Raw genomic sequence first — 23,935 nt, 5'->3', positions numbered from 1 at the left:
TCAGGGGCGCGGGACGCGAACGACACCCTCCTGGATGACGGAGATCGCGAGCCGGCCGTCCCGCGTCCAGATCCTGGCCTGGCCGAGACCGCGACCCGCGGAGGAGGACGGCGACTCCTGGTCGTAGAGGAGCCATTCGTCGGCCCGGAACGGCCGGTGGAACCACATGGCGTGGTCGAGGGAGGCGCCGACCACGTCCCCGACGGCCCAGCCGCCGCGCCCGTGGGCGAGCAGCACCGAGTCGAGCAGGGTCATGTCGGAGACGTAGGTGGCGAGCACGACGTGCAGCAGCGGGTCGTCCGCGAGCTTCCCGCTGGTGCGGAACCAGACCTGCGAGCGCGGTTCGCGCGGCCGGCCCACGGAGCCCCACGGCGGGGTGTCGGCGTACCGCAGGTCGACGGCGCCGCGGGCCTCGATCAGCCGCCGGGCGACGTCCGCCGGCAGGTGCCGGGGCAGCGTCTCCTCGGCGGTCGGCAGCGAGTCCGGGTCGGGCGCGGCCGGCATCTCCGCCTGGTGGTCGAGCCCCTCCTCGTACGTCTGGAAGGACGCGGAGAGGTGGAAGATCGGCTGCCCGTGCTGGACGGCCACCACCCGCCGGGTGGTGAAGGACCGCCCGTCGCGGATCCGGTCGACCTCGTAGACGATCGGCGCGCCCGGGTCGCCCGGCACGAGGAAGTACGCGTGCAGGGAGTGGGCGAGCCGGTCGGCGGGGACGGTCCGGCCCGCCGCCACCAGCGCCTGGGCGGCCACCTGGCCGCCGAAGACGCGGGGGACGAGCGCGGACCGGGACTGCCCCCGGAAGATGTCCTGCTCGATCCGCTCCAGGTCGAGCAGGTCGAGCAGGTCATCCAGTGCGGAGGGCGCTTCGGGCACTTACAGGCCCATGCTCTTGGCGATGATCGACTTCATGATCTCGCTGGTGCCGCCGTAGATGCGGTTGACGCGGTTGTCGGCGTACAGGCGGGCGATCGGGTACTCGTTCATGTAGCCGTAGCCGCCGTGCAGCTGGAGGCAGCGGTCGATGACGCGGTGCGCGACCTCGGTGCAGAAGAGCTTGGCGGAGGCGGCCTCGGCCGGGGTCAGCTCGCCCGCGTCCAGGGCCTCCAGGGCGCGGTCGGCGACGGCCTCGGCGGCGTCCACCTCGGCCTGGCAGGCGGCCAGCTCGAACTTGGTGTTCTGGAAGTGGGCGACCGGTTTGCCGAAGACGGTGCGCTCCTGCACGTACTGCTGGGCGAAGCGGACGGCGGCCTTGGCCTGCGCGTAGGCGCCGAAGGCGATGCCCCAGCGCTCGGAGGCGAGGTTGTGGCCGAGGTAGTAGAAGCCCTTGCCCTCCTCGCCGAGCAGGTCCTCGACGGGGACCTTGACGTCGACGAAGGCCAGCTCGGCGGTGTCGGAGGTCTTCAGGCCGAGCTTGTCGAGCTTGCGGCCGATCGAGTAGCCCTCGGACTTGGTGTCGACGGCGAAGAGCGAGATGCCGAAGCGGCGGTCGTCCTCGGACGGGGCCGAGGTGCGGGCGCAGACGATGACGCGGTCGGCGTGGACGCCGCCGGTGATGAAGGTCTTGGCGCCATTGAGGACGTAGTGGGTGCCGTCCTCGGAGAGCTTGGCGGTGGTCTTCATGCCCGCGACGTCGGAGCCGGTGCCCGGCTCGGTCATCGCGAGGGCCCACATCTCCTCGCCGGAGACGAACTTCGGCAGGTAGCGCTTCTTCTGGTCCTCGGTGGCGAGCATCTTGATGTACGGCAGGGCGAGCAGCACGTGCACGCCGGAGCCGCCGAACTGGACGCCGGCGCGGGAGGTCTCCTCGTAGAGGACGGCCTCGAACTTGTGGGTGTCGAGACCGGCGCCGCCGAACTCCTCCGGCACGTTGATGCCGAAGATGCCCAGCTCGCCGAGCTTGTAGTAGAAGTCGCGCGGCGCCTGGCCGGCCGCGAACCACTCGTCGTAGACGGGGACGACCTCGGCCTCGATGAAGGCCCGGATGGTCTCCCGGAACGCCTCGTGGTCCTCGTTGAATACGGTACGGCGCACGGTGCGACTCCTCCGGTGTGCGGGCCCAGTTGTCTAAGCGCTTGCTCAGTCTGTCAGGTCCGAAGTTACCCAGCGGTCACCCGCCCTGTCCAGACTCCCGGCCTGTGATCCAGGCCCGTCCCCCGGAGTCGTACCCGTACACCGGCCTTCCCCTCACCCCGCTCGTCCGGAAGGGTTCCCCGTCCTCGTCCCCGATCCGCACCGTGCCGGTCCGCCCCTCGGCGCTCCACTCCAGCTCCAGGTACCAGCGGCAGTCGCAGCCCGCCGTCCGCGCCGTGACGAGCAGCTCCTCGGGACCGGTCGCCGTGACCGTGTACGGGAAGGCGACGGCGGGCAGCGTCCGGCCCTCCGTCCCGGAGGCGTCGTAGCCGTCCAGCGCCCGCGCCACCGGCCGCGGCCGGTCGAGGTCCACCTCGAAACGGCGCGGCGTCACCGCGCCCCCGCACCCGTCGTCCATCCGGTACGCCGCCCACGGCAGCGGCGCCGTCCGCTCCACCACCCGCACGTGCAGCGCCTGGAGCACCACGGCCGGCGCGCCCTTGCCCTGCACCGACACCCGCACCAGCGTCTCCCCGCCGTGCACCGCCCCCGCCGCCCCGGCCCACCGCCGCGCGTCGGCCGGCACGGGCGGGGGACCGGGCGCGCGCTCCGCGAGATAGGTGTGCCCGCAGCCGTTCGCCCAGACGTGCGAGGCGACCGTCCACGTCAGCGGCGGGGCCGCCTCCGCCTTCTCCGGGAGGAGTACGACTCCGAGCGTCACCGCCGCGAGCGCCGCCACCACCCCGCCGACCAGGCCCGCCCACGCCCACCGGCGGCGGCGCCGCCCGGACGGGAGGCCCGGCACGCGCGCGTGCGCGGGTTCCGGCTCCGGCCGGGTCTCCGGCTCCGGGGCGGAGCCCGGCCGGGGCACGGGGTCGGGCCCGGGCGCCGGGGCGGGCTCCGGCGTCGGCTCCGGTTCCAGGACCGGCTCGCGCTCGGGCGTCGGCGTCGGCGTCGGTTCCGGGGCCGGCTCGCGCTCCGCGCCGGGGCCCGGGGCCGGCCGGCGGCGGGCGGCGTCCGCGCGGGTCCAGGCCGCCTCCAGGGCCCGCCGCTCCTCCTCGTCCGCCCCGCACAGCCGGGCCAGGCGGTCGACCACGGCGAACTCCTCCGGGACGGTCGCGCCGGAGCAGTAGCGGTGGAGAGTGGACGCGCTGACGCTCAGCCGCCGGCCCAGCGCCTCGTAACTCCTCCCGTCGCGCGCCTTCAGCCCGCGCACCAGCCGCGCGAACTCCTCGACGGCGGCGTCCTTCGGCATTCCATCCCCCTCGCCCTGCGTCCCACCCCTTCACGTCCTTGCACGTCAGCGGGGGTGGAATGGTTCCGGGACGGACGACAGGCGCGTCACCGTTGCCGGGCGGCGGGCGGTGGCCCGAGTCTGGTGGAGCACCGACCGAACCACCCGACGGGGGAACCACCACCATGACCAAGCTCCGTACCGCCCTCACCGCCACCGCCGCCGCGCTGGGCCTCGCCGCCCTCGCCGCCGCCCCGGCGCAGGCCGCCGCCCAGCCCGCCTTCCTCTCCGCCGCCCAGATGCCGGCGTCGTCGACGCCGTGGACCGCCACCCCGGTCTTCACCGGCGTGCCGGAGAACGGCGGCGCCCTCTGCGCCCCGTACAAGATCCCGGCGCAGAACACCCGCTACCGCGAGTTCACCACCGAGCTCGACACCAACGGCGTCCAGATCACCACCGTCGCCCGCACCGAGGCCGACGCCGTGAAGCTGGTCGACACCCTCCGCAAGGCGCTCGCCGGCTGCGGTCCCCTCCTGGAGCGGCAGAACCCGGGCCTGAAGGCCGTCAGCGCCTACCACGGCAAGCTCGCCGTCGAGGAGGGCGCCTGGGTCTACAGCCTGGACACCGCCGACCCGCAGGTCGGCAACACCGACATCCACCTCTTCTCCGTCGGCCGCGACGGCCGCACCGTCACCTTCGTCCGCTGGGGCCAGATGGGCGACCTGAAGGACGCCCCGCTGGCCGGCTTCCGCACCACGACGAAGACGGCCGTGAACAAGCTCTACTGATCACTCCGCCCCAGGGCGAACCACAGCTCCATCCGCACGTCCGGATCGTCCAGGTCCCGGTCGAGGAGGGCCGCGCAGCGGGCGATCCGCTGCCGGACCGTGTTGCGGTGGACGCCCAGCGCGGCGGCCGTACGGTCCCAGCTGCCGTGCAGCGAGAGCCAGACGCGCAGGGTCTCGGCCCGCGCCTCGCCGAGGGGAGCGAGGAGCACGCGCGCGTGGGCGGCGGCCTCCGCCGGGTCGACCAGACCGGCGAGGCCGCCCGCCCGGTGGCGGACCAGGGCCGACCGGGTCGCCTCCGCCCGCCGCAGCGCCCGCGCCGCCTGCGCGTCGGCGGCCGGGAGCCCGTCGGCTGCGGTGGGGGCGGAGACGCCGAGGGTCCAGCCGGGCTGGGCCGTCATGGGCGCCTCCGGCGGCAGCAGGAGCCGTACCGTCGGACCCGCGTCGACCAGCTCCGTGCCGAGCGCCGCCGCCAAGCCGGCCGCCGCGAACGGGGTGCCGTCGCCGCCCCGGGCGTGCACCACCGTCCACGGCCCGGGGGAGAGGGCGGCGGCCGCCTCCGCCGCCGGCGCGCCGAGCAGCAGCCGGGTCAGCACCCCGTCCCGTACCGCCACGTCGGTCGCCCCGCGCGGGGCGGTCAGCAGCGAGAGCAGCACCACCGCCACCCCGGCGACCGTGTGGTCGCCGGGGTCACGGCGCTCCGTGGCCACGCCGAGCGCGAGCGTGTCGCCGCCGCCGAGGGCGTACGCGGCGAGTCGCAGCCCCGCCTCCTCGCCGCTCGCGGACGCGGGCCCGGGTCCGGGCGCCACCAGGCCCGCGAGCTCGGCGAGCGCCTCGGCGGCCGCCGGGGGAATCTCCCGGCCCGCCGCGGCCGACTCCGTGCCGTCCCGGTCGAAGAGCACCGCCCGACCGCCCAGCCGGGACGCCAGCGCGTGCAGGACGGCGGGGACCGGCGCGGGGCGCGCGGCGGCCGTGGCCAGGGACTGCTGCGCCTCCGTCACCCGGCGCAGCTCCGACAGCCTGGCCTCCGCCATCAGCCGCCACAGCGCGCGCGCCACCGCCGCGAACGGCGTCCCGGGAGGCACCTCCACGAGGGGCAGCCGGTGCCGGACGCACGCCTCGACCAGCTCCGCCGGCACCGTGTCGTACACCGGCGTCACACCGAAGCCGAGCGCCGCCGCCCCCGCCTCCACCACCCGCTCCACGAACCGCGCCGGATCCGCCAGCTGCACCCCCGCCGTCAACAGCAGCTCCCCGCCGAGCAGATACGGATACGGGTCGGCCATCTCCGAGGTGTGCACCCAGTGCAGCGCCCCGTCCTCCGGCCCGGCGAGCAACCGGAGCCCCAGCTCACGGCGGGCGAGCAGCGCGGCGAGCGGCACCGGCGGCGCCGGAGGAGGGGAGAGCGGCTCCGAGAACGTCACGGCTGTGGCCCCTTCGTACATCTCCGGCCCCGACAGTGGAGGAAACGTACACTTCAATGTGGCTTTCGGGCGACTTACGGTCGAGCCGCACCCCGACGACAGCCCAGGAGGCACCGACCATGAGCAGCGACCAGAGCACCCCGCGCGGCCCGATCGACTCGTCCCGCGTCCCGCGGTACGCCGGTCCCGCCACGTTCGCCCGGCTGCCGCGGCTCGACGAGGTCGGCACCGCCGACATCGCCGTGGTCGGCGTCCCCTTCGACAGCGGCGTCTCCTACCGCCCCGGCGCCCGCTTCGGCGGCAACGCCATCCGCGAGGCCTCCCGCCTCCTGCGCCCCTACAACCCGGCGCAGGACGCCTCCCCGTTCGCCCTCGCGCAGGTCGCCGACGGCGGCGACATCGCCGTCAACCCGTTCAACATCAACGAGGCCGTCGAGACCATCGAGGCCGCCGCCGACGAACTCCTCGGCACCGGCGCCCGCATGATGACCCTCGGCGGCGACCACACCATCGCCCTCCCGCTGCTCCGCTCGGTCGCCAAGAAGCACGGCCCCGTCGCCCTGCTCCACTTCGACGCCCACCTGGACACCTGGGACACCTACTTCGGCGCCGAGTACACCCACGGCACCCCGTTCCGCCGCGCCGTCGAGGAGGGCATCCTCGACACCGAGGCCCTCTCCCACGTCGGCACCCGCGGCCCGCTGTACGGCAAGCAGGACCTGACGGACGACGAGAAGATGGGCTTCGGCATCGTCACCTCCGCCGACATCTACCGCCGCGGCGCCGACGAGGTCGCCGACCAGCTCCGCCAGCGCATCGGCGACCGCCCGCTGTACATCTCCATCGACATCGACTGCCTCGACCCGGCCCACGCCCCCGGCACCGGCACCCCCGAGGCGGGCGGCATGACCTCCCGCGAGCTCCTGGAGATCCTCCGCGGCCTCTCCTCCTGCAACCTGGTCTCCGCGGACGTGGTGGAGGTCGCCCCCGCCTACGACCACGCCGAGATCACGGCCGTCGCCGCCTCCCACACGGCCTACGAACTGACCACGATCATGAGCCGCCAGATCGCGGCCGGTCGATAATCCCCGGGGGTGCCCGGTCCCCGGGGCCGGGCACCCCGCGCGTACGAGACCGACCACGTCCGGGAGGAACCGGCCCCATGACCCACGACCACGACCTGGTCCTGCGCCCCACGCCCGCGCAGACGGAGGCCGCCCTCAACCCGCCCCCCGGCCGCACCGGCGGCGACCTCGTCGTCGAGACCCTCACCGGCCTCGGCGCCACGACCGTCTTCGGCCTCCCCGGCCAGCACGCCCTCGGCATGTTCGACGCCCTGCGCCGCTCGGACCTCCGCTACATCGGCCTGCGCGCCGAGAACAACGCGGGCTTCGCCGCCGACGCGTACGGCCGGATCACCGGCGAGGCCGCGCCCCTCCTCCTCTCCACCGGCCCCGGCGCCCTCATGTCGCTCGCCGCGCTCCAGGAGGCCGCCGCCGCCTCCGCGCCGGTCCTCGCCATCGCCAGCCAGGTCCCCGCCGCCGGGCTCGGCGGCGGCCGGCACGGCTACCTCCACGAGCTCCGCGACCAGCAGGCCGGCTTCCGGGACGTCGTGAAGTCCGTCCACACCGCCCGTACGCACTCCCAGATCCCGTCCGCGATCGCCGCTGCCTGGGAGTCGGCGCTCACCGCACCGCACGGCCCGGTCTGGGTGGAGATCCCGCAGGACGTCCTCACGGCCGAGACGATCCTCCCCGTCGTCACCGCCATGGACGCCACGCCCGAGGAGCTCGCCCCGCGCCCGGAGCTGACCGCGCTGGCGGCGCACCTCCTGTCGACGGCCGAGCGGCCCGCGATCATCGCCGGCGGCGGGGTGATCCGCTCCGACGCCTCCGGCAAGCTCCGCGCGCTCGCCGAGCGGCTCGACGCGCCGGTCGTCACCACCTTCGGCGGGAAGGGCGCGTTCCCCTGGAAGCACCCGCTGTCCCTCCAGTCCTGGCTGGAGGACCGGTACACCACCGACTTCCTGGAGGACGCCGACGTCCTCCTCGTGGTCGGCTCCGGACTCGGCGAGCTGTCCTCGAACTACCACACCTTCGCCCCGCGCGGCCGGGTGATCCAGATCGAGGCGGACGCGGGGAAGCTGGAGTCCAACCACCCCGGGCTCGGCGTCCACGCCGACGCCCGCCTCGCCCTCCAGGCCCTCCTGGAGACGACGGACCCCCGCACCGACCCCACCGCCCCCGAGCGGGTCCGCGCCGTCCTCGACCGGGTCGCCGCCCGCCTGGACGCCCAGGACCTCGCCCTGGAGCGCCGCCTCGTGACCTCCGTCCGCGAGGCGCTGCCGCCCCGCGCGCCGAGCTTCTGGGACATGACCATCCTCGGCTACTGGGCGTGGTCCGCCTTCGACCCCCGCCACCCCAACACCATGCACTCCGCGCAGGGCGCCGGCGGCCTCGGCTACGCCCTGCCGTCCGCCCTCGGCGCGGCGGCCGCCGACCCGACGGTCCCGGTCCTCGCGGTCTCCGGCGACGGCGGGGCGATGTACTCGCTCGCGGAACTCGCCACCGCCAGGCAGTACGGCTTCGACGTCACCTGGCTGATCGTCGACGACGGCGGCTACGGCATCCTGCGCGCCTACATGACCGACGCCTACGGGGAGGCCACCGGCACGGAGCTCACCCGCCCCGACTTCGTCGCCCTCGCCGAGTCCTTCGGCGTCCCCGCCGTCCTCACCACCCCCGACACCCTCACCGCGGACCTGTCGAAGTCCCTGGCCACCCCCGGCCCCTCGGTCGTCGTCCTCCCGGCCCTCCTGAAGATGTTCGAACCGACGCACCTCTGACCGGGAACACGCCGCCCCGGCCCTCCACTGCGGCTGCCGGTGAGCCCGGTGGCCGCCGTCGTCACCCCGCCAGGGACTCCCACGCCTTCCGGTACGCGGCGAAGCGGGCCTCGTAGCCCTGGACGAAGGCCTTCGCCTCCCCCTGGTCCAGGCCGTCCCGGGAGGCGCGGCCCGCGGGCGTCAGGCGCGCTATGTCGTCCATGATCACGAGGGCCGCGTCGGCGGCGCTCCCGCCGCGCTCCCGGGCGAGGAAGAACGGTTCCCCGATCTCCCGCAGCAGCCGCCGGCACTCGTTGTAGGGGTTCGACGTGGCGGCGGCCACCTCCCGTGCCGCCGCCTCCTCGATCCGGCCGCTCCTCGCGAGCGTCCGCATGGCGCCCAGCGCGGCGAACAGACTTCCCCAGCGGTACGGCTTCCCGTCCTCGACCGATCCCACGGACCCTTCCTTCCTGTCGGCGCGACCCTTCTCCGGTCTTCCTTCCCAGCCACGGGAGGCCGCCACTCCTCCGAACCTTTGTTGCGGCGGGATGAAATCCCACGTCGGGGGCGTTGTGGCCTTCCGGTAGAGCAGGACGGACGGGAGGCGGCACGTGGCGGCGGTGGGGCGGAAACAGACCGGGGCGGAACGGGAGCCGGGGTGGGCGCGGCGGCTGTGGGCGTACGCCTGGCGGTACAAGACGGACGTCGTGCTCGCGCTGGGTTCGTCGCTGGCCGGCATGGCGCTGCTCGCGCTCGTGCCGCTCGTCACCAAGGTGATCATCGATGACGTGATCGGCGCGGGGACGCGCTCCCTGGCCGTGTGGACCGGGCTGCTGCTCGGCGCCGCCGTGCTCGTCTACGGGCTGACGTACATCCGGCGCTACTACGGCGGGCGGCTCGCGCTCGACGTGCAGCGGGACCTCCGGGACGACATGTACGGGACGATCCTGCGGCTCGACGGGCGGCGGCAGGACGAGCTGTCCACCGGCCAGGTCGTCGGGCGGGCGACCAGCGACCTCCAGCTCATCCAGGGGCTGCTGTTCATGCTCCCGATGACCATCGGGAACGTCCTGCTGTTCGTGATCTCGCTGGCCGTCATGGCCTGGCTGTCGATCCCGCTGACCCTCGTCGCGCTCGCCGTCGCCCCCGCCCTCTGGTGGATCGCCAAGCGGAGCCGCACCCGGCTCCACCCGGCCACCTGGGCCGCCCAGCAGGAGGCCGCCGGCGTCGCCGGGGTCGTCGACGGGGCCGTCACCGGCGTCCGGGTCGTGAAGGGCTTCGGGCAGGAGGAGCAGGAGACCGGGAAGATCCGGGACGCGGGCCGGAAGCTGTTCGCCGCCCGGCTGCGGACGATCCGCCTGAACTCGCTCTACACGCCCGCCCTGCAGGCCGTCCCGGCCCTCGGCCAGGTCGCCGTCCTCGCGCTCGGCGGCTGGCTCGCCTACAAGGGGCAGATCACCCTCGGCACCTTCGTCGCCTTCTCCTCCTACCTCGCCTCCCTCGTCGGCCCGGTCCGGATGCTCGCCATGGTCCTCACCGTCGGCCAGCAGGCCCGCGCGGGCGTGGAGCGGGTCGTCGAGCTCATCGACACCGAGCCGGCCATCGCCGACGGGACGAAGGAGCTGCCGGCCGACGCGCCCGCGACCGTCGAGTTCGACGACGTGAGCTTCGGCTACGGGGTCGCCGACGGGGGCGGGAAGCCCGTCCTCGACGGCTTCTCGCTGGAGCTGCGGGAGGGCGAGACCGTCGCCCTCGTCGGCTCCTCCGGCTCCGGCAAGTCGACCGTCTCCCTCCTCCTGCCCCGCTTCTACGACGTCGACCGCGGCGCCGTCCTCGTCGGCGGCCACGACGTCCGCGAGCTGACCCTGGAGTCGCTGCGGGCCGCGATCGGCCTCGTCCCCGAGGACTCCTTCCTCTTCTCCGACACCGTCCGCGCCAACATCGCGTACGGCGTCCCCGACGCCACCGACGAGCAGGTCGAGGCCGCCGCCCGGGCCGCCCGCGCCGACCGCTTCATCGCCGAGCTGCCCGACGGCTACGCCACCAAGGTCGGCGAGCACGGCCTCACCCTCTCCGGCGGCCAGCGCCAGCGCGTCGCCCTCGCCCGCGCGATCCTCACCGACCCCCGCCTCCTGGTCCTCGACGACGCCACCTCCGCTGTCGACGCCAAGGTCGAGCACGAGATCCACGAGGCCCTGAAGTCCGTCATGGCGGGGCGCACGACCCTGCTCATCGCGCACCGCCGCTCCACCCTCGGCCTCGCCGACCGGATCGCCGTCCTCGACGGCGGCCGGCTCGCCGACCTCGGCACCCACGAGGAGCTCCAGGAGCGCTCCGCCCTCTACCGCCGCCTCCTCACCGACCCCGACGAGCTGGGCGGCGTCTCGCCCGGCCACGTCCTGAGGGCCACCGAGGAGCTGGTGGAGGACACCGGGCTGCGGGCCGAGCTGGACGCCGAGTTCGACGCCGAGCGCGGCATCACCCCCGCCCTGTGGGAGCGGGACGAGACCCGGGACCGGTCGGCGAAGGCCGCCGGGGCCACCCCCGAGCTGCTCGCCGCCGTCGCCGCCCTGCCGCCCGCCGTCGACGTCCCGGACGTGGACGAGGCCAGGGCCGTCGAGCCGGAGACCGAGTACGGGCTCCGCCGGCTGCTGCGCGGCTTCGGCGCGCCGCTCCTCATCAGCCTCGGCCTGGTCGCCCTCGACGCCGGCGCCGGCCTGCTGCTGCCGGTCCTCATCCGGCACGGCATCGACGAGGGCGTGAACCGGCTGGCGATCGGCGCCGTCTGGGCGGCCTCCGCGCTGGCGCTCGTCACCGTCCTCGTGCAGTGGGTGGCGCAGACCGCCGAGACCCGCATGACGGGCCGCACCGGCGAGCGGGTCCTCTACGCGCTCCGCCTGAAGATCTTCGCCCAGCTCCAGCGGCTCGGTCTCGACTACTACGAGCGCGAGCTGACCGGCCGGATCATGACCCGGATGACGACGGACGTCGACGCCATGTCGACGTTCCTGCAGACCGGCCTGGTCACCGCCTTCGTCTCGGTCGTCACCTTCTTCGGGATCATGGCGGCGCTGCTCGTCCTCGACCTCCAGCTGGCCCTGGTCGTCTTCGCCTCGCTGCCGCTCCTCGCCGTCGCCACGTACTACTTCCGCCGCTCCAGCGTGAAGGCGTACGAGCTGGCCCGCGAGCGGATCAGCGTCGTCAACGCCGACCTCCAGGAGTCCGTCGCCGGACTGCGGATCGTGCAGGCCTTCGGCCGGGAGAAGGAGGGCGCCGCCCGGTTCGCCGAGCGCGGCGACGCCTACCGGGACGCGCGCGTGCGCGGCCAGTGGCTGATCTCGGTCTACTTCCCGTTCGTCACGCTGCTCTCCTCGGCCGCCGCCGCGGCCGTGATGATCGTCGGCGCCAACCGGATCGAGGCGGGCACCCTCACCACCGGCGCCCTCGTCGCCTACCTCCTCTACATCGACCTGTTCTTCGCCCCCGTCCAGCAGCTCTCCCAGGTCTTCGACGGCTACCAGCAGGCCGCCGTCTCGCTGGGCCGCATGCAGGAACTGCTCCGCGAGCCGACGTCGACGGCCCCCGCCGAGAAGCCCCGCCCGGTGCCCTCGCTCCGCGGCGACCTCGCCTTCGAGTCGGTGTCCTTCGCGTACGGAGCGGAGGAGGGCAAGGAGGAGACCGCCCTCACCGGCATCGACCTGCGGATCCCCGCCGGGCAGACCGTCGCCTTCGTCGGCGAGACCGGCGCCGGCAAGTCCACCCTGGTCAAGCTGGTGGCCCGCTTCTACGACCCGACCTCGGGCCGGGTCACCGCGGACGGCACCGACCTCAGGGAACTCGACCTCACCGCGTACCGGCACCGGCTCGGCGTCGTCCCCCAGGAGGCGTACCTCTTCGCCGGGACGGTCCGCGACGCCATCGCCTACGGGCGGCCCGGCGCCACCGACGCCGAGGTGGAGGCCGCGGCCCGTGCGGCCGGCGCCCACGACATGATCGCCACCCTCGACGGCGGCTACCTCCACGAGGTCGCCGAGCGCGGCCGGAACCTCTCGGCGGGCCAGCGGCAGCTGATCGCCCTGGCCCGTGCCGAGCTGGTCGACCCGGACGTCCTCCTCCTCGACGAGGCCACCGCCGCCCTGGATCTGGCCACCGAGGCGCAGGTGAACGCCGCCACCGAGCGGCTCTCGGGCCGCCGTACGACCCTGATCGTCGCCCACCGCCTGACCACGGCGGCCCGCGCGGACCGGGTCGTCGTCATGGACCACGGCCGGGTCGCCGAGGACGGCAGCCACGAGGAGCTCCTCGCCCGCGACGGCCGCTACGCGGCCCTGTGGCGCACCTTCATCGGCGAGGCGGACCCGGAGGCGGAGCCGGAGGAGGAACCCGCCACGATCTGAGTACGGGGGCTCATGCCCGGTCCCGGCGGCGACGGTTGGATCGAGGCCATGAACGACCGCGCCCCCGCCTCCGCCCCCGTCTCCCGGGTCCCCGTGCCCTCCGCGCCGCCCGCCGTGCCCGTGGCGGGCGCCCGGGCGCTGCGCCGCGGCGCGCTCTGGGCCGGGCTGCTGTTCCTCCCGGCAACCGTGTTCGTCTGGATCGCCGCGGTCGCCACCGAGCGCGGCGGGCGCTGCCTGACGTACGGCGCCTGCGGCGACGTTCCCGGAGGGCTCTTCCAGGCCACCCTGGTCGTCGCCAATGTCGCCTGGCTCGCGGCGCTCACGACGCCCGGCGGCGCGCCGCCCTCCCGGGTCCGGTGGGCCGCCCTGTGGACGCTGATCGCCGCCGAGCTGTTCTTCCTCTGCCTCGTCCTGGGCCACTACACCGGATGACCGGCGGCGCGGGGGCAACCGTACGGGCCTCTCGAACGTCGTATGCGTGTACGGCAAGAAGTGGTGCGGGGGAGGAGACGGGCATGCCCGGAAGTACTGCGGTCCGGCGGGCGCTCGCCCGCGCGCGCCCGCGCTCCCTCGCGTACACCCTCGTCCTCGCCGTCGCCGCCGGGCTGCTGACCCTGGTCGGGCACGGCGCGGGCACCGCCGAAGCGGTCTCCGTCTGCCAGGGCAGGCCCGCCCGCACGGTCTCCTTCGCCACCGGAGAACTGCGCGTCTACCGCACCCGTCACTACGCCTGCGCGCTGGTCCTCGCGAAGCGGCCGGGTGCCCCGCGCCCCATGAAGGTCACCCTCCAGCCGCGCGGCGGCCGGGCCGCCGCCGTCAGCGGGAACTCGGGTCGGCAGGCCGGACCGGTGACCGTGCACGCCCTCAACCGCTGCGTCCGGGCCACCGCCACCGTCTCCGGACGCTCCGCCGCCACCGGCTGGATCCTGTGCTGAGGCACAGGTAAGGCCCAACCGGGTCTGGCGGCCCGGACGTTCGCCCCGCTAGGTTCACGGCACCGTTGTGAATCATGGGAGGGTGAATGCGTAAGTCGCTGAGACTGATGCTGTCGCTTTCGGTGCTCATAGGCACCGTGGGCTCCACCGGCGTGGCCACCGCCACCGCCGCCGAGACGGAGTCCCGCAGCACCGTCGCGGACGCGCAGAGCTCGGACATCAAGGACCGCCTCCTGGCGATCCCGGGGATGAGCCTGATCGAGGAGAAGCCGTACGCCGGCTACCGCTTCTTCGTCCTGGACTTCGAGCAGCCGATCGACCACAAGCGGCCCTGGGCCGGCACGTTCAAGCAGCGGATCTCGGTCCTCCACAAGGGCACCGACCGCCCCACCGTCTTCCGCACCAGCGGCTACGGCCTGAGCACCACCCCCGGCCGCGCCGAGCCGACCCGGATCGTCGACGGCAACCAGGTCTCCATGGAGTACCGCTTCTTCACGCCGTCCCGCCCCCAGCCCGCCGACTGGTCCAAGCTGGACATCTGGCAGGCCGCCTCCGACCAGCACCGCATCTTCACCGCGCTGAAGAAGGTCTACAGCGAGAACTGGCTCTCCACCGGCGCCTCGAAGGGCGGCATGACCGCCACCTACTACGAGCGCTTCTACCCGCGCGACATGGACGGCGTCGTCGCCTACGTGGCCCCCAACGACGTCGTCGACAAGGAGGACTCGGCCTACGACCGGTTCTTCGCGAACGTCGGCACCGCGGAGTGCCGCGACCGCCTGAACTCCCTGCAGCGCGAGGCCCTGCTCCGGCGCGGCCCGCTCCAGGAGAAGTTCAAGACCTGGGCCGCCTCCGAGGGCGTCACCTTCAACACGCTCGGCTCGGTCGACAAGGCGTGGGAGGCGACCGTCCTCGACTTCGTCTGGGGCTTCTGGCAGTACTACGGCGAGGACGTCTGCGCCACGATCCCGGACGCGAAGACCGCGAGCGACGACACCGTCTACGAGACGATCGACACGTACGCCGGCTGGTCCGCCTACACCGACCAGGGCCTGGAGTACTACACGCCGTACTACTACCAGGCGGCCACCGAGCTCGGTTCGCCCTCCATCGAGCAGCCGCACCTCGCCGGGCTGAGCCGCTACGGCTACCAGCCGGCCTCGAACTTCGTGCCCCGCGAGATCCCCATGAAGTTCAAGCCGTGGGTGATGCGCGACGTCGACGACTGGGTCCGCAAGAACGCGAACCGGATGCTCTTCGTCTACGGCGAGAACGACCCGTGGGGCGCCGAGCCCTTCCGCCCCGGGAAGGGCTCGCGCGACAGCTACGTCTACTACGCGCCCGGCGCCAACCACGGCGCCAACGTCGCCGGACTCGCCGACGCGCAGCGGGAGAAGGCCACCGCCCGCATCCTGGCCTGGGCCGGTGTCGACGCCCCGGCCGTCGAGGCGGCCCGCCCGCTCGCGGCCTTCGACGCCCGCCTGGACCGCCCGGTGGACGAGGACGCCGCGCCGGGCCACGGCCTGCGGCCGTAACCCGCGGCGAGGGGTGCGCCCACCGGGGGCGCACCCCTCGCCCCGTCAGGCGTAGGAGAGCCCGAACCCCACAGGGTAGAGCGTCACGTCCGGGTCCTCGGCGCTCCGCACCGGCACCGGCAGCCGCCCGCGCGGCTCCGCCCGGCCGGCGAGGACCCGGACGGCGGCGCGCAGTTCGACGTCGGTCCAGGAGTACGCGGCGAGCGTGGCCCGCTGCCCGGAGAGCCGGGCGACGTCGTACGGGTTGCGGATCGCGACCGTCACCACCGGCACGCCGGTCGCCACGAGCCGCTCCACCAGGGTGCGCTGCGGACTGGTCGCGGTGACGTTGTACGTGCCCACCACGATCACGTCCTGCCCGGCCGCGGCCGCCACCGCCTCCTCGATCCGGGCCGCCGTCGGGGTGATCCCGGTGGAGAGCGCGGTCGCGGTGAAGCCGAGCTCGCGCAGGGCGCCGGCGAGCGTGGCTGTCGGCGGTCCCGTCGTGCCGGAGGGGGAGGCCGGGTCGGCGCCGACGACGAGGACCCGGCCGTGCGAGGCGGGGGAGAGCGGCAGGAAGCCGCCCTCGTTGACGAGGAGGGTGGTGGTCCGTTCGGCGATCCGGTCGGCCTGGGCGAGGTGCCGGGCGGTGCCGACGGTCGCGTCGACCTCCGCCGGCGTGGTGGCCGGCTCGGTGAACAGGCCCCGGCGGGCCTTCAGGCGCAGGATCCGCAGAACCGATTCGTCCAGCCGCTCCTCCGTCAGCTCCCCGTTCCGTACGGCTCCGAGGACCGCGTTCCACGCGACGTCGAGCTTCGGCGGGTTGAGCAGCTGGTCCACCCCGGCCTTGAGGGCGAGCACCGGCACCCGGTCGTCGCCGTACTTGGTCCGCACGCCCTGCATGTCCAGGGCGTCGGTCACCACCACCCCGTCGTAGCCCAGCTCTCCGCGGAGCACCCCGGTGAGGATCGGGTACGAGAGCGTCGCCGGGTCCTCGGACGGGTCGAGCGCCGGGACGACGAGGTGCGCGGTCATGATCGCGTCGATGCCGGCGGCGATCGCGGCCCGGAACGGCGGGGCGTCCAGCTCGGCCCACTGCGCGCGGCTGTGGGTGATCACCGGCAGGCCGTAGTGGCTGTCGACGGTGGTGTCGCCGTGGCCGGGGAAGTGCTTGGCCGTGGCCGCGACGCCCGCGCCCTGGTAGCCGCGGATCTGCGCGGTCACGAGCGCGGAGACCGCCCGCGGGTCGGAGCCGAACGAACGGACGCCGATGACCGGGTTGGCCGGGTTGACGTTGACGTCGGCGACCGGGGCGTAGTTCTGCCGGATGCCGAGGGCGGCCAGCTCGGCCCCGGCGATCCGGGCGGCCTTGCGGGTGTCCGCCGGGGAGCCGCCCGCGCCGAGCGCCATCGCGCCGGGCAGCAGGGTGGCGGGCTCGCCGACCCGGCAGACGATGCCGTGCTCCTGGTCGGTGGAGATCAGTACGGGTAGCCGGGAGGCGGCCTGGACGCCGTTGGACAGCTCGGCGATCTGGTGCGGGGAGCGGGTGTTGTGCGCCCAGGCGAAGTAGATGACGCCGCCGAGGTGGTAGCGCCGGACCAGTTCGGCGGCGGTGCGGACGCCGAGCTCGCGAAGGTTGGCGTCGACATCGGCCTGGTCGGGGGCGGTGGCCGAGTGGCCGTACACCCGCGAGACGAAGAGCTGGCCGACCTTCTCCTCCAGCGACATCCGGCCGACGATCCGGCGCAGCCGCTCCTCGGTATGGGCGTCGGTGGCGTGGGCGGGGGCGGTGGCCCCCGCGGCGGTGGCGGCCGCGACTGCCGTGACGGCGAGCAGGGTGCGTCGGGTGGGGTGGGGCACTGGTGCTCCTTTCGGCCGTGCGAGGTGAAAGAAACTTCCAAGGTGAACGGATAGTCTGAAAGTAACTGCCCGGTCAAGGATTCCCGCACGAATCGCCGAGAAGAGAAGTCCGTCCCGGTTCGGGGGGGTGATGCGCTGCCGGCGGTGGCGATCCGCCCCGGGAGCGGTGATTCGATTCAGGTGGGAGCGGATCCGTCGGGGGTGACCTTCCTTGATGTCGGGCGGTGGCGATCCGCCTGGGGCGCTGTGATCCGCTGCCGGCGGTGGTGATCCGCCTTGGGGCGTGGTGGTCCGCTGCCGGCGGGAGCCGATCCGTCCGGGGTCTCTTCATCGACATCGGGCGGTGACGATCCGCCGGAGGTCGCGTGCTCCGCTTCAGGTCGCCGAGGCGATCGACGGCCACAGCTCCTGGAGCGTGCGGACCGTCTCCCGGATCGCGGGCCGCCGCGCCGCCCCCGCCCGCCACAGCGCGTGCAGCCGCCGCGTGGGAGCCGGGTCGAGCCGCAGCGGCGCCACCTCCGGCGGCAGCCCGCCGCGCCCGAGGCGCGGCACGAGCGCGACGCCCAGACCGGCCGCCACCAGCGCGACCTGCGTGTGGTTCTCCTCTGCCTGATGGACGATCAGCGGCTCGGCGCCGGACGCCCGCAGCGTCCGCGTCAGCCAGTCGTGGCACACCGTCCCCGGCGGCTGCGAGATCCACCGCTCCTCCGCCAGCTCCTCCCGCCGCACCGAGGTCCGCGCCGCCAGCGGATGCTCCCGGTGGACCAGCACGTCGCAACCGTCGTCCCCGATGACCGCCTGTTCCACCCCGGGCGGCGCCGGCAGCGGCGCGATGTCCCAGTCGTGCGCCACCGCCAGGTCGAGCACCCCGCGCGCCACCAGGTCCACCGACAGGTGCGGGTCCACCTCCGTCAGCCGGGCGTCCAGCCCGGGATGGCGCACCGCCAGCTCCGCGAGCACCCGCGGCATCAGCCCGCGCGCCGCGCTCGGGAAGCAGCCGACCGACAGCCGCCCGGCGGGCAGCCCCCGCCGCTCCTCCAGCCGGACCTCCGCCTCCTCCACCAGCGACAGCAACTGCCGTGCCGTGTCGCACAGTTGCCGGGCCTCGTCGGTGAGCCGGACGCCCCGCCCGCTCCGTTCGAGCAGGGTCGTACGGGTCTCCCGCTCCAGCTTCGCGATCTGCTGGGAGACCGCCGACGGGGTGTAGCCGAGGGCGGTGGCCGCGGCGCCCACGCTGCCGTGGACGGAGACGGCGTACAGGGCGCGCAGGCGGCCGAGATCGAGCACGGAGGGCCTCTCGTGGATTCAGTGTCACTTCATCCAACCATGAAGAAACCCGTGCTGGTGCTACACGGTCGGCGCCCGCCATGCTCGACCGCATGCGCCCCGCACACATCGCCCTCGCCGCGCTCGTCGCCGCAGTCTGGGGGGTCAACTTCGTCGTCATCGAGATCGGCCTCGACCACTTCCCGCCGCTGCTCTTCTCCGCCCTCCGCTTCCTCGTCGCCGCCCTCCCCGCCGTCTTCCTCGTCGGCCGGCCCAAGGTCGCCTGGAAGTGGATCGTCGCCGTCGGACTCGCCCTGGGCGTCGCGAAGTTCGGGCTCCTCTTCACCGGCATGGACCTCGGCGCGCCCGCCGGGCTCTCCTCCCTCGTGCTCCAGGTCCAGGCCGTCTTCACCGCCCTGTTCGCCTTCATGGCCCTCGGCGAGCGTCCCGGGCGGGCCGCCGTCCTCGGCATGGGCGTGGCCCTCGCCGGCATCGGCGTCGCCGCCGTCGACGAGGGCGCCTCCGGGCCCGTCACCGGCTTCGTCCTCGTCGTCGCGGCCGCCGCCTGCTGGGGCGTCTCCAACGTCCTCACCCGCAAGGCCGCCCCGCCCGACCCGCTCAACTGGATGGTCTGGGTCAGCACCGTGCCCGTCCTGCCGCTACTGGCGCTCTCCCTCCTCCTGGAGGGCCCCGAGCGGGACCTGGCCGCGCTGCGCGCCCTGGACTGGACCGGCGTCGGCGTCATCCTCTACGTCGCCTGGGTCACCACCGTCTTCGGCTTCGGCGCCTGGGGCTGGCTGCTCCGCCGCCACCCCGCCTCCTCCGTGGCGCCGTTCTCCCTCCTCGTCCCCGTCTTCGGCATGTCCTCGGCCGCGCTTCTCCTGGGCGAGTCGGTCACCCCCCTGCGCTGGCTCGCCGCGGCCCTGCTGGTCGGCGGCGTGGCCCTGACCACCCTGTCCCCGCGCCGCACGCCTCCGCATCCGGCCGCCTCCCCGCCTCCCACCGGGGGCCGCCCCGAACCGGCGGCCCCGCCCCCGGTACCCGGGAGCCCCGCCTTGAGGTCATGACCCCGCCCCGCGGCCCACGCGCGGGGCGCGGCCCGACGGCAGGTGCCTGCCGCGCGCTCGGCGGCGCCGGCCCCTCCGCCCCCGACGAGCGGAGGCCCGGGCGGCCGGGCGGGCCGGATGATCTAGGGTGCCGGAATGGATCTCGTACCCGTCGACCGCGAGCCGTCCGCCCCTGGAACCGTCCTGCTCAGCGGCATCCCCGGCAGCGGCAAGTCCACCGTCGCCGCGGCCCTCGCCGCCCGCTTCGCGATGTCCGCGCACATCGAGGTGGACGAGCTGCAGAACCTCATCGTGCGGGGCGGCCACTGGCCCACCCCGGACGGCGACCCGGAGGCCGACCGGCAGATCTTCCTCCGGGCCCGCAACGCCGCGCTGCTCGCCGGCAGCTTCGCCGCGGCCGGCTTCCTGCCGGTCATCGACGACGTCGTCGTGCGCCGTTCCCACCTGGGCTTCTACCGCGACCAGGTGACGGCGGGCCCGCTGCACGTGGTCTTCCTGGCCCCCGGCCCGGACAAGGCCTGGGAGCGCAACAACGCCCGCCACAAGCGCCTCACCACCAACTGGGCCTTCCTCGACGAGGCGATGCGCGAGGAACTGTCCGGCGAGGGCGTCTGGGTCGACAACGCGGACCAGACGGTGGACGAGACCGTCGACGCGATCCTCACCGCCACCGGCCTGACCACGTCCCCGGACGCGAAGGCCGCCGCCACCGGCCCGCTCATGTCCTCGGACACGAGGGAGAACGACTCCGCGGACGCGAAGGAGAACGACCCCGCCGACGCGTGACGGCCCGTCACGCCCCGACGACCCGCCGCGCCACTCGGGGGCCGCACCGGACGCCCGCCGCGCCCGTCCCGCACCGGACGGCCCCCGCGCCCGTCCCGCACCGGACGCCCACCGGGCCCGGGCCCAGACCCAGGGCGGGCCGTCCGTCCGCCCCGCCTGGCCCGCCCCGCCTACCCCCGCCCCGCTACCCCCGCGGCGCCCCCGTCGAGTCCCGCACCACCAGTGCGCCCGGGACGGTTTCGATGCCGGTCGGTGGGGCGTCCTCCGTGCCCATCGCCAGGCGGCCGGCGCGTGTCCCGGACTCGTGGAGGGGGAGGTGGACGGTGGTCAGGGCGGGGACCGCGTCCACCGAGAAGGGGAGGTCGTCGAAGCCGGCGACGGAGACGTCGCCGGGGATCGACAGGCCCCGTTCCCGCAGCGCCGCGCAGACGCCGAGGGCGACCGTGTCGTTGGCGGCGACGACGGCCGTCAGGCCGGGGTCGCGGGCGAGCAGTTCCGCGACGGCCGCGTGGCCGGCGGCGCGGTCGTAGGGGCCGTGCACCGTCGGCCCCTCGGCGACGCCCGCCGCCGCGAGGGCCTCCCGGTGGCCCTCCAGGCGGTGCCGGGTGGTGGTGCGGTCGGCGGGGCCCGCCACGTAACCGATCCGGGTGTGGCCGAGGCCGAGCAGGTGCTCGGTGAGCCGGCGGCCCCCGGCGCGGTTGTCGAAGACGAGCGCGGCGAGGTGCGCGTCCCCGGGTACGGGCGGCCGTCCGCAGAGCACGACCCGGGTCCCGGCCTCGGCCATCCGGGCCAGCTTGGCCGCCGTCGCCGCCAGGTGCTCCGGGTCCTCCAGGGAGCCGCCCATGAGGATCACGGCCGCCGCCCGCTGCCGCTGGAGCAGCGTGAGGTAGGTCAGCTCGCGCTCGGGGGAGCCCCCGGTGTTGCAGACGACGGCCAGCTTCTCGCCGCCCGCCCGGCCCGAGCCGCCCTCGCCGATCGCGCTCTGCGCGGCGCTCGCCATGATCCCGAAGAAGGGGTCGGCGATGTCGTTGACCAGCACTCCGACCAGGTCGGAGGTGGCGGCGGCGAGGGAGCTCGCGGGCCCGTTCAGGACGTAGTCCAGCTCCTCGACCGCCCGGAGGACCCGTTCCCGGGTCGAGGCGGCGACCGGGTAGTTGCCGTTGAGGACCCGGGAGACGGTCGCGGGGGAGACCCGGGCGCGGGCGGCCACGTCCGCCAGGGTGACGGTCATCGCGTGCGTACCTCCGACATCGCGTGCGTACCTCCAAGGCGGAAGGCGCGGGGGCCTTGTCCGGCGTGATGTCGGCAGGCTAGCGTCATCCGCGACAGAAAGCGCTTTCTATAGTCGCGCTGAAAGCGCTCTCCGTCCTGCCTCCGCGCATGCCCGCATGCGCGGAGGCGCCCAGCGAACGCAGTCGGACGAGGGCGTACGCCCGCCGGGGAGAGGAACATTCCGTGACACGCAGGACCATCCGCATCGCCATGAACGGCGTTACCGGGCGCATGGGCTACCGACAGCACCTCGTCCGCTCGATCCTCGCGCTGCGCGAGCAGGGCGGCCTCGACCTCGGCAACGGCGAGGTCCTCTGGCCCGAACCGGTCCTCGTCGGCCGCCGCGAGCACGCCCTGCGCGCCCTCGCCGAGAAGCACGGCCTGACCGAGTGGTCCACCGACCTCGACGCCGTCCTCGCCGACGACTCGATCGACGTCTACTTCGACGCCCAGGTCACCTCGGCCCGCGCCGACGCCCTCACCAAGGCCATCGAGGCCGGCAAGCACCTCTACACCGAGAAGCCCACCGCCGCCGACTTCGCCGGCGCCCTCGACCTCGCCCGCCTCGCCGCCGCGAAGGGCGTCAAGCACGGCGTCGTCCAGGACAAGCTCTTCCTCCCCGGCCTGCTCAAGCTCAAGCGGCTCATCGACGGCGGCTTCTTCGGCGAGATCCTGTCCGTGCGCGGCGAGTTCGGCTACTGGGTCTTCGAGGGCGACTGGCAGGAGGCCCAGCGCCCCAGCTGGAACTACCGCTCCCAGGACGGCGGCGGCATCGTCGTCGACATGTTCCCGCACTGGGAGTACGTCCTCCACGAGCTCTTCGGCCGCGTCACCTCCGTCTCCGCCGAGATCGCCACCCACATCCCGCGCCGCTGGGACGAGCAGGGCAAGCCGTACGAGGCGACCGCCGACGACGCCGCTTACGGCACCTTCCACCTGGAGGGCGGCGCCATCGCCCAGATCAACTCCTCCTGGACGGTCCGCGTCCACCGCGACGAGCTCGTCGAGTTCCAGGTCGACGGCACCGAGGGCTCCGCCGTCGCCGGCCTGCGCAACTGCCGCGTCCAGCACCGCGGCCTCACCCCGAAGCCGGTCTGGAACCCCGACATCCCCGCCACCTACTCCTTCCGCGACCAGTGGCAGGAGGTCCCCGACAACGCCGACTTCGACAACGGCTTCAAGGCCCAGTGGGAACTCTTCCTCCGCCACGTGGTCCTCGACGAGCCCTACCACTGGGACCTCCTCGCGGGCGCCCGCGGCGTCCAGCTCGCCGAACTCGGCCTGAAGTCCGCCGCCGAGGGCCGCCGCCTCGACGTCCCCGAGGTGACCCTGTGACCCTCCACCTCCCGATCCCCGGCGGCGGCACGCGCGCGTACGAGCCCCGCACCGCGCCGCTCGCGCCCGCCGCGCCCGGCCCGCTCACCTCCCGTACGGTCTTCTCCGCCGCGCACGTCGTCGCCGACCCGTACGCCGACACCACCCCCGACGGCCCCGCCGCCGTCGACTGGGACGCCACCCTCGCCTTCCGCCGCCACCTCTGGTCCCACGGCCTCGGCGTCGCGGAGGCCATGGACACCGCCCAGCGCGGCATGGGCCTCGACTGGGCGGGCGCCGCCGAACTCATCCGCCGCTCCGCCGCCGAGGCCAAGGCCGAGGGCGGCCGGATCGCCTGCGGCGTCGGCACCGACCAGCTCACCGGACCGGCCACCCCGGCCGAGATCAGGGCCGCCTACGAGGAGCAGCTCGCCCTCGTCGAGGAGTCCGGCGCCCAGGCCATCCTCATGGCTTCCCGGGCGCTCGCCGCCGCGGCCTCCGGGCCCGAGGACTACCTCGACCTGTACGGCCACCTCCTGCGCCAGGCCGCCGAACCCGTGATCCTCCACTGGCTCGGCCCGATGTTCGACCCCGCCCTGGAGGGGTACTGGGGCTCCACCGACCTCGACGCGGCCACCGAGACCTTCCTGGAGGTCATCGCCGCCCACCCCGACAAGGTCGACGGCGTCAAGATCTCCCTCCTCGACGCGGGCCGCGAGGTCGCGCTCCGCCGCCGGCTCCCCGACGGCGTCCGCTGCTACACCGGCGACGACTTCCACTACCCCGAGCTGATCGCGGGCGAGACCCCCGCGGAGGGCGGGCGCTTCAGCCACGCCCTCCTCGGCGTCTTCGACCCCCTCGGCCCACTGGCGGCGGACGCCGTCCGGGTCCTCGACACCGGCGACACGGCCGGCTTCCGCAAGCTCCTCGACCCGACGGTCGCGCTCTCCCGGCACCTCTTCGAGCCCCCGACCCGCTACTACAAGACGGGCGTGGTCCTCCTCGCCTGGCTCGCGGGCCACCAGGACCACTTCGCCATGGTCGGCGGCCTCCACTCGGCCCGTTCCCTGCCGCACCTGGCCCGCGCCTACGAACTCGCCGACGGCCTCGGCCTCTTCCCCGACCCGTCCCGCGCGGAGTCCCGCATGCGGTCCCTGCTCACCGTGTACGGAGTCCCGCAGTGAACC

The 23,935-nt window shown here is 74.3% G+C and carries 18 protein-coding genes and 1 pseudogene; 11 read left to right on the top strand and 8 right to left on the bottom strand.

The features are described 5' to 3' along the window. The 3 genes from ACFZCF_RS04490 to ACFZCF_RS04480 all read right to left on the bottom strand — a co-directional run bounded on the left by ACFZCF_RS04490 (position 1) and on the right by ACFZCF_RS04480 (position 3,325). Positions 1-873, bottom strand: coding sequence for an acyl-CoA thioesterase (locus ACFZCF_RS04490; protein WP_388441261.1), 873 nt, complete (start codon positions 871-873; stop codon positions 1-3). Next, the gene (locus ACFZCF_RS04485; RefSeq protein WP_189945697.1) at positions 874-2,031 is read right to left on the bottom strand and encodes an acyl-CoA dehydrogenase family protein; all 1,158 of its coding nucleotides are present in this window, start codon (positions 2,029-2,031) and stop codon (positions 874-876) included. It abuts the gene before it with no gap. A gap of 76 nt (positions 2,032-2,107) precedes the next feature. Further along, on the bottom strand, positions 2,108-3,325 hold the full coding sequence (locus tag ACFZCF_RS04480; protein WP_391284558.1) for a helix-turn-helix domain-containing protein: 1,218 nt from the start codon (positions 3,323-3,325) through the stop codon (positions 2,108-2,110). 164 nt (positions 3,326-3,489) lie between these two features. Here ACFZCF_RS04480 and ACFZCF_RS04475 point away from each other — a divergent pair, with 164 nt between their 5' ends. Then, complete coding sequence (locus ACFZCF_RS04475) at positions 3,490-4,092, top strand: hypothetical protein (protein ID WP_391284556.1); 603 nt, start codon at positions 3,490-3,492, stop codon at positions 4,090-4,092. On the opposite strand, the gene ACFZCF_RS04470 is transcribed toward ACFZCF_RS04475, so the two are convergent. Continuing rightward, complete coding sequence (locus ACFZCF_RS04470) at positions 4,086-5,534, bottom strand: PucR family transcriptional regulator ligand-binding domain-containing protein (RefSeq protein ID WP_391284555.1); 1,449 nt, start codon at positions 5,532-5,534, stop codon at positions 4,086-4,088. The genes ACFZCF_RS04475 and ACFZCF_RS04470 overlap by 7 nt on opposite strands. 98 nt (positions 5,535-5,632) lie before the next feature. Here ACFZCF_RS04470 and speB point away from each other — a divergent pair, with 98 nt between their 5' ends. Further along, positions 5,633-6,598 carry an agmatinase gene (gene speB, locus ACFZCF_RS04465; RefSeq protein WP_388441220.1) on the top strand — a complete coding sequence of 322 codons (966 nt, stop codon included), beginning with the start codon at positions 5,633-5,635 and terminating at the stop codon, positions 6,596-6,598. 77 nt (positions 6,599-6,675) lie between these two features. Continuing rightward, complete coding sequence (locus ACFZCF_RS04460; protein ID WP_391284552.1) at positions 6,676-8,358, top strand: thiamine pyrophosphate-dependent enzyme; 1,683 nt, start codon at positions 6,676-6,678, stop codon at positions 8,356-8,358. A 61-nt stretch (positions 8,359-8,419) separates the two neighbouring features. Here ACFZCF_RS04460 and ACFZCF_RS04455 read toward each other — a convergent pair whose 3' ends face one another. After that, the gene (locus tag ACFZCF_RS04455) at positions 8,420-8,794 is read right to left on the bottom strand and encodes a hypothetical protein (protein WP_388441213.1); all 375 of its coding nucleotides are present in this window, start codon (positions 8,792-8,794) and stop codon (positions 8,420-8,422) included. Between the two features lie 154 nt (positions 8,795-8,948). Between ACFZCF_RS04455 and ACFZCF_RS04450 the strand changes: the two genes are divergently transcribed. From ACFZCF_RS04450 to ACFZCF_RS04435, 4 genes are all read left to right on the top strand, one after another. Next, complete coding sequence (locus ACFZCF_RS04450; protein WP_391284550.1) at positions 8,949-12,734, top strand: ABC transporter transmembrane domain-containing protein; 3,786 nt, start codon at positions 8,949-8,951, stop codon at positions 12,732-12,734. Between the two features lie 48 nt (positions 12,735-12,782). After that, the gene (locus ACFZCF_RS04445) at positions 12,783-13,166 is read left to right on the top strand and encodes a hypothetical protein (protein ID WP_391284547.1); all 384 of its coding nucleotides are present in this window, start codon (positions 12,783-12,785) and stop codon (positions 13,164-13,166) included. Positions 13,167-13,249: 83 nt separating this feature from the next. Then, positions 13,250-13,669, top strand: a complete 420-nt coding sequence (locus tag ACFZCF_RS04440; RefSeq protein ID WP_388441204.1) for a hypothetical protein — start codon at positions 13,250-13,252, stop codon at positions 13,667-13,669. A gap of 86 nt (positions 13,670-13,755) precedes the next feature. Continuing rightward, on the top strand, positions 13,756-15,204 hold the full coding sequence (locus ACFZCF_RS04435; protein ID WP_391284545.1) for an aminopeptidase: 1,449 nt from the start codon (positions 13,756-13,758) through the stop codon (positions 15,202-15,204). Between the two features lie 45 nt (positions 15,205-15,249). On the opposite strand, the gene ACFZCF_RS04430 is transcribed toward ACFZCF_RS04435, so the two are convergent. Together ACFZCF_RS04430 and ACFZCF_RS04425 are read right to left on the bottom strand one after the other, a co-directional pair. Then, positions 15,250-17,043: a glycoside hydrolase family 3 N-terminal domain-containing protein gene (locus ACFZCF_RS04430; protein ID WP_391284543.1), complete on the bottom strand. Its 1,794-nt coding sequence runs from the start codon at positions 17,041-17,043 to the stop codon at positions 15,250-15,252. Positions 17,044-17,418: 375 nt separating this feature from the next. Then, positions 17,419-18,330 (bottom strand): LysR family transcriptional regulator, encoded by a 912-nt coding sequence (locus ACFZCF_RS04425; protein WP_388441196.1) that lies wholly within the window; start codon positions 18,328-18,330, stop codon positions 17,419-17,421. A gap of 92 nt (positions 18,331-18,422) precedes the next feature. Between ACFZCF_RS04425 and ACFZCF_RS04420 the strand changes: the two genes are divergently transcribed. Continuing rightward, positions 18,423-19,376, top strand: coding sequence for an EamA family transporter (locus ACFZCF_RS04420; protein ID WP_391284542.1), 954 nt, complete (start codon positions 18,423-18,425; stop codon positions 19,374-19,376). 135 nt (positions 19,377-19,511) lie between these two features. Continuing rightward, a pseudogene (locus tag ACFZCF_RS04415) lies at positions 19,512-20,057 on the top strand (AAA family ATPase); the annotation flags it as partial. 289 nt (positions 20,058-20,346) lie between these two features. Here the strand turns inward: ACFZCF_RS04415 and ACFZCF_RS04410 are convergent. Beyond that, a complete protein-coding gene (locus ACFZCF_RS04410) occupies positions 20,347-21,393 on the bottom strand; it encodes a substrate-binding domain-containing protein (protein WP_391284540.1) in 1,047 nt (348 codons plus the stop codon). Between the two features lie 224 nt (positions 21,394-21,617). On the opposite strand from ACFZCF_RS04410, the gene ACFZCF_RS04405 reads away from it, so the two are divergent. Both ACFZCF_RS04405 and ACFZCF_RS04400 read left to right on the top strand, forming a co-directional pair. Continuing rightward, positions 21,618-22,769, top strand: a complete 1,152-nt coding sequence (locus ACFZCF_RS04405; RefSeq protein ID WP_388441187.1) for a Gfo/Idh/MocA family protein — start codon at positions 21,618-21,620, stop codon at positions 22,767-22,769. After that, positions 22,766-23,932: a DUF993 family protein gene (locus ACFZCF_RS04400; protein ID WP_391284538.1), complete on the top strand. Its 1,167-nt coding sequence runs from the start codon at positions 22,766-22,768 to the stop codon at positions 23,930-23,932. Before ACFZCF_RS04405 ends, ACFZCF_RS04400 begins: the two co-directional genes overlap by 4 nt. The last annotated feature ends 3 nt before the right edge of the window (positions 23,933-23,935 follow it).

The sequence above is a fragment of the Streptomyces sp. NPDC007945 genome (genome assembly GCF_042958885.1).
Classification (GTDB): Bacteria; Actinomycetota; Actinomycetes; order Streptomycetales; family Streptomycetaceae; genus Streptomyces.
This window is presented reverse-complemented; position numbering and strand designations above follow the sequence as displayed.

Excerpts from the sequence above, each read along its gene's own strand:
- ACFZCF_RS04470 (WP_391284555.1), bottom strand. The coding sequence starts at position 5,534 with ATGTACGAAGGGGCCACAGCCGTGACGTTCTCGGAGCCGCTCTCCCCT.
- ACFZCF_RS04435 (WP_391284545.1), top strand. The coding sequence starts at position 13,756 with ATGCGTAAGTCGCTGAGACTGATGCTGTCGCTTTCGGTGCTCATAGGC.
- ACFZCF_RS04460 (WP_391284552.1), top strand. The coding sequence starts at position 6,676 with ATGACCCACGACCACGACCTGGTCCTGCGCCCCACGCCCGCGCAGACG.
- ACFZCF_RS04475 (WP_391284556.1), top strand. The coding sequence starts at position 3,490 with ATGACCAAGCTCCGTACCGCCCTCACCGCCACCGCCGCCGCGCTGGGC.
- ACFZCF_RS04445 (WP_391284547.1), top strand. The coding sequence starts at position 12,783 with ATGAACGACCGCGCCCCCGCCTCCGCCCCCGTCTCCCGGGTCCCCGTG.
- ACFZCF_RS04410 (WP_391284540.1), bottom strand. The coding sequence starts at position 21,393 with ATGACCGTCACCCTGGCGGACGTGGCCGCCCGCGCCCGGGTCTCCCCC.
- speB (WP_388441220.1), top strand. The coding sequence starts at position 5,633 with ATGAGCAGCGACCAGAGCACCCCGCGCGGCCCGATCGACTCGTCCCGC.
- ACFZCF_RS04420 (WP_391284542.1), top strand. The coding sequence starts at position 18,423 with ATGCGCCCCGCACACATCGCCCTCGCCGCGCTCGTCGCCGCAGTCTGG.
- ACFZCF_RS04440 (WP_388441204.1), top strand. The coding sequence starts at position 13,250 with ATGCCCGGAAGTACTGCGGTCCGGCGGGCGCTCGCCCGCGCGCGCCCG.
- ACFZCF_RS04480 (WP_391284558.1), bottom strand. The coding sequence starts at position 3,325 with ATGCCGAAGGACGCCGCCGTCGAGGAGTTCGCGCGGCTGGTGCGCGGG.